The organism is Streptomyces sp. B1866 (assembly GCF_031932565.1).
Taxonomy (GTDB): Bacteria; Actinomycetota; Actinomycetes; order Streptomycetales; family Streptomycetaceae; genus Streptomyces.
In genome coordinates this window covers 1-3,505 of the sequence record NZ_JAVSCF010000400.1, presented here as the reverse complement: position 1 = coordinate 3,505, position 3,505 = coordinate 1, and the positions used below count along the sequence as shown (strand labels likewise).

Here is a 3,505-nt window from a genome sequence, read left to right as displayed (position 1 = left end):
CGGCTCCCCGCGGGCCAGCGCCCGACGGCCGGGCGGACAGGTGACCGGTGGCCGCGCGGCCCGGACGCCGCCCTACGGCCGTTGAGACCCGTGGCCTACGGCCCGGCGGCCTGACGGCCGGTCGGCCCGGCGGCGGGACAGCCCGGCGTGTGCGCCCGCGGCCGGCAGACCGGCGGACGGCGCCCTGCGGCCGGGCGGACCGGCGGACGAACNGCCCTGCGGCCGGGCGGACCGGCGGACGAACGGCAGCCGGGCGGTGACGGGCAGCCGGGCGGTGACGGGCAGCCGGGCGGACGACGGGCAGCCCGGCGGTGACGGCCGTCGGAGGCGGCCGTCAGTAGGCGCCGTGCCGGGGCGGGTAGCCGTAGCCGTACGAAGGCGCGGGCGGCGCCGTGCCACCGATGGCGTCCCGGTCGAAGAACGGGCGGGCGTTGGCCCGCATCCACATCCCCACCGGGTCGTACTCGTCCGCCATCGCGACCGTGGACACCGGCAGCCCGTCCGGCACGGCCCCGATCGCGTCGCGCATCATCGCCCGCACCGACTCCACGGCGTGCTGGCCGGTGTCGTACAGGTCCAGGCCGATGGCCAGGTACGGCGCGCCGAGCGCGGGCCGCACCCAGGCGCGGCGCAGCGAGCGGACCGCGGGCGTACGGTACGCGTTCTGGCCCAGCAGGGCGTAGAAGCCCGGCATGTCGACAGTGGGCTCGCCGATCCGCAGCGGGCCCGCGGGCAGCCGGTCCAGGCCCCCGGCGATGCGCCGCAGGTCCAGCCAGGGCACGCCGACACCGCCGCCCGGCGCGTGCGGGTTGAGCCACAGGCCGTACCGGTCGCGGAAGAGCGCGGCGGAGATCTGGCGGCCGGGGACCACCTCGTGGGCCCGCGTCCAGCCGCTGGCGGCCAGCTCGGCCGCCGACGTCACGCACGGCGCGTACGCGCAGCCGTCGACGTCCATGTTGCCGTACTGGGCGTCGGGCGAGCCGGGCCGGCCGTGCCACAGGAGCATCCACACCTCGCCGTCGGCCAGCGCGTGCAGCAGCCGCTCGTAGACGTCGAACCGGCCGGGGGCGACCTCCCGCAGCAGCCGCTCTACCCGGTCCGCGTCCGCGCCTCCCTCCGGCCGCCCGCCACCAGCCATCACCCGCGCTCGCCCCTTCTCCTCGGTCTCGACTTCCCGCCGGGCCGTCCGGCCCGGCTCCCTCGACTCGTGGCCCCGGCCTACCGCCCGGACGCGCGCGGCGCACGGCCCCGTGCCGCGCGCGGGCGCGCCGGTGCGCGCCCCAGGGGTCATCCAACCAGCTTACGAGTCCCGGCAGCGGCCTTCGGGGTCACTCACAGATCACGGTCGTAGAACGGACGCACCCGCTCCAGCATCCAGTCGGCGACCGGATCCCGGGTGACGTCGAGGAGGACGAGCTGCACCGGCCACGGCACCGGCACCGCGCCGAGCGCGCGGCCGAGCGCGTCGAGGGCGGCCGCCTGGCTCTCCGGCCCGGGCGTGTCGGACTGGACGCCGACGAACAGCGCGGGCGGGGCGCCCTCCACGCTGGCCAGCGCGCGCCGGGCGGTGCGCACGCCCGGCACCCGGGCGAACTCCAGGCCCGCGGCGGCCAGGAAGTCCACCGGCTCCTCCTGCCAGTCCGGCTCGAACAGCCGTACGCGGCCGCCGGCGGGCAGCCCGTCCGGGCCGGGCGCGACCGGGACCAGCGGATCCGCGGCCCGGCACAGGTCGGCGACGGCGGGCGCGGGCAGCGGTACGCCGACCGCGCCGCCGGGGTTGACGGCGATGCCCAGCTGCGGCGGCAGGCCGCGGGCGAACTCGACCGCCGGCGCCACGGCGTACGCCATTCCGGCGCCCGCCACCTGGCGGAACTGCTCCTCGGAGCTGAAGACCGGGACGTACGCCACGCCGTCGATGTCGACGGTGGGCAGGTCCAGGGACGGGCTGTCCGGGCCGCCGCCCTGCGGCAGCGGCACCCACAGGTGGCTGCGGGCCAGCACCTCGACGATGCGGGCGCCGGCGCCCGGCACTCCGACCGCGGCGGCCAGCACCTCCTCCAGCTCGTTGCCGGGGAACCCGCCCGGCACCGGGCCGTGCTGCTCCGGGATGCTCATACGTCCTACCGATCTCGTCCTGCCTGCCTTCGCGCACCCTAACGGCTGTACGGCGCGCGGGCGGCCCGAAAAGAGGTATCAGCACAGGAAATCCGCAGGTCGCGGGGTGGGGCGCCGGTGCGGCACGCGCCGCACACGGTAATCGGTGAGTTGCACTCCGTTTTCTTCCTTCGCATGGTGTTCGAGTACTCCCTGCCCGTCCGACGACCTCGACCGGTCGACATGCCTGCTCCTGTTAGTCGATTTACCGACATGCCGACCCTGACGAACCTCTCGTATCCGTACCGAAGGGAAACGTCTCTCGTGACGCGCGTATCCCGGAAGGCCGGCGTGATCGCATCCGCCGTCGCCTCCTCCCTCCTCGCCGGTTCCCTCGCGTTCGGCACCGCCGCCTTCGGGGCGTCCGGCGCCGGGAGCCCGGACCGCCCGCCGCGTACGACGCTGCCCGGCGCCGACACGGTCCTGAGCCAGAACAAGACCCTCGGGGACCTGAGCGGCGTGCTCAGACCCGTGACGGACCTGGTGCGCGCGGTGGGCGCGGCCCCCAACGGCGCGCTGCCCGCCACCGACCTGAAGCAGCGGGCCACCGACATCAAGGGCGCCATCGACACGGCCCGCAACGCCACGAAGAAGCCCGCCGTCCCCGCCAAGTCCGGAAAGCAGCCCGCGAAGAAGAAGGTTTCGGCCAAGGCCAAGGCCAAAGCCAAGAAGACCGCGAAGAGGTCGGCGCACACCAGGCGCGGCACGCACGCCGGCCGGGTCCTGATCACCCACCGGGGCGCGGCCGCGCCCGGGTCGGCCCGGGTGACCGCGGACCTGCTCGGCGACGCGCTCGCGGCACTGGAGAAGTCGATCGACGGGCTGAGCACGGCCGTGCAGTCCGGCGACCAGGCCTCGATCGTCAAGGCGATGAACCAGGTCCTGACCGACCTGGTGAACGTGTCGACCGCCACGCTCTCCGAGGGAGGGCTGCCGGCCGCGAGCATGCCCGGACTGCCGAAGCTGCCCCGGTCCAACGGCAAGTCGTCCCGGCACGCCGTGCCGCCCGCCCAGCGGCCCGGCGCGCCGGGCAGGCCGCCCGTGGCGGAGGTGCCGCCGATGCCCCTGCCCAGGCCCCTGCCGTCGGGCGCCGAGGAGGACTGACGGCGACAGCCGTCGTCCTCGGGCGGCCGGCCCGCGCGTACGCGTTCCGTGCGCGCGGGCCGGCCGCCGGTTTCGTGCGCGGGGCGCGTACGGGCCGGGCGGCTCGGCCGGGGCGCGGGCTGGAGGGCGACGGCGCGCCGTACGGGCCGTCAGCCTTACCGCCGTACGCCCGTGACGGCCGTACGCGCGGGAGGCCGCTCGGCCCGTACGGGTGACCGGGCGGCGCCGCACCGGCCCGCACGCGCGG

General features: G+C 76.5%; 3 protein-coding genes. 1 reads left to right on the top strand and 2 read right to left on the bottom strand.

The window, feature by feature from the left end:
- Positions 1 to 334: 334 nt before the first annotated feature.
- Positions 335 to 1,138, bottom strand: coding sequence for an enhanced serine sensitivity protein SseB C-terminal domain-containing protein (locus tag RKE29_RS28670; protein ID WP_312008621.1), 804 nt, complete (start codon positions 1,136 to 1,138; stop codon positions 335 to 337).
- A gap of 194 nt (positions 1,139 to 1,332) precedes the next feature.
- Positions 1,333 to 2,115 carry an enhanced serine sensitivity protein SseB gene (locus tag RKE29_RS28665; RefSeq protein WP_312008620.1) on the bottom strand — a complete coding sequence of 261 codons (783 nt, stop codon included), beginning with the start codon at positions 2,113 to 2,115 and terminating at the stop codon, positions 1,333 to 1,335.
- Between the two features lie 330 nt (positions 2,116 to 2,445).
- Here RKE29_RS28665 and RKE29_RS28660 point away from each other — a divergent pair, with 330 nt between their 5' ends.
- The gene (locus tag RKE29_RS28660) at positions 2,446 to 3,258 is read left to right on the top strand and encodes a hypothetical protein (RefSeq protein ID WP_312008618.1); all 813 of its coding nucleotides are present in this window, start codon (positions 2,446 to 2,448) and stop codon (positions 3,256 to 3,258) included.
- Positions 3,259 to 3,505: the final 247 nt, after the last annotated feature.

Bases quoted from the DNA above. Each gene is read 5' to 3' on its own strand.
- RKE29_RS28665 (WP_312008620.1), bottom strand. From the start codon at position 2,115: ATGAGCATCCCGGAGCAGCACGGCCCGGTGCCGGGCGGGTTCCCCGGC.
- RKE29_RS28670 (WP_312008621.1), bottom strand. From the start codon at position 1,138: ATGGCTGGTGGCGGGCGGCCGGAGGGAGGCGCGGACGCGGACCGGGTA.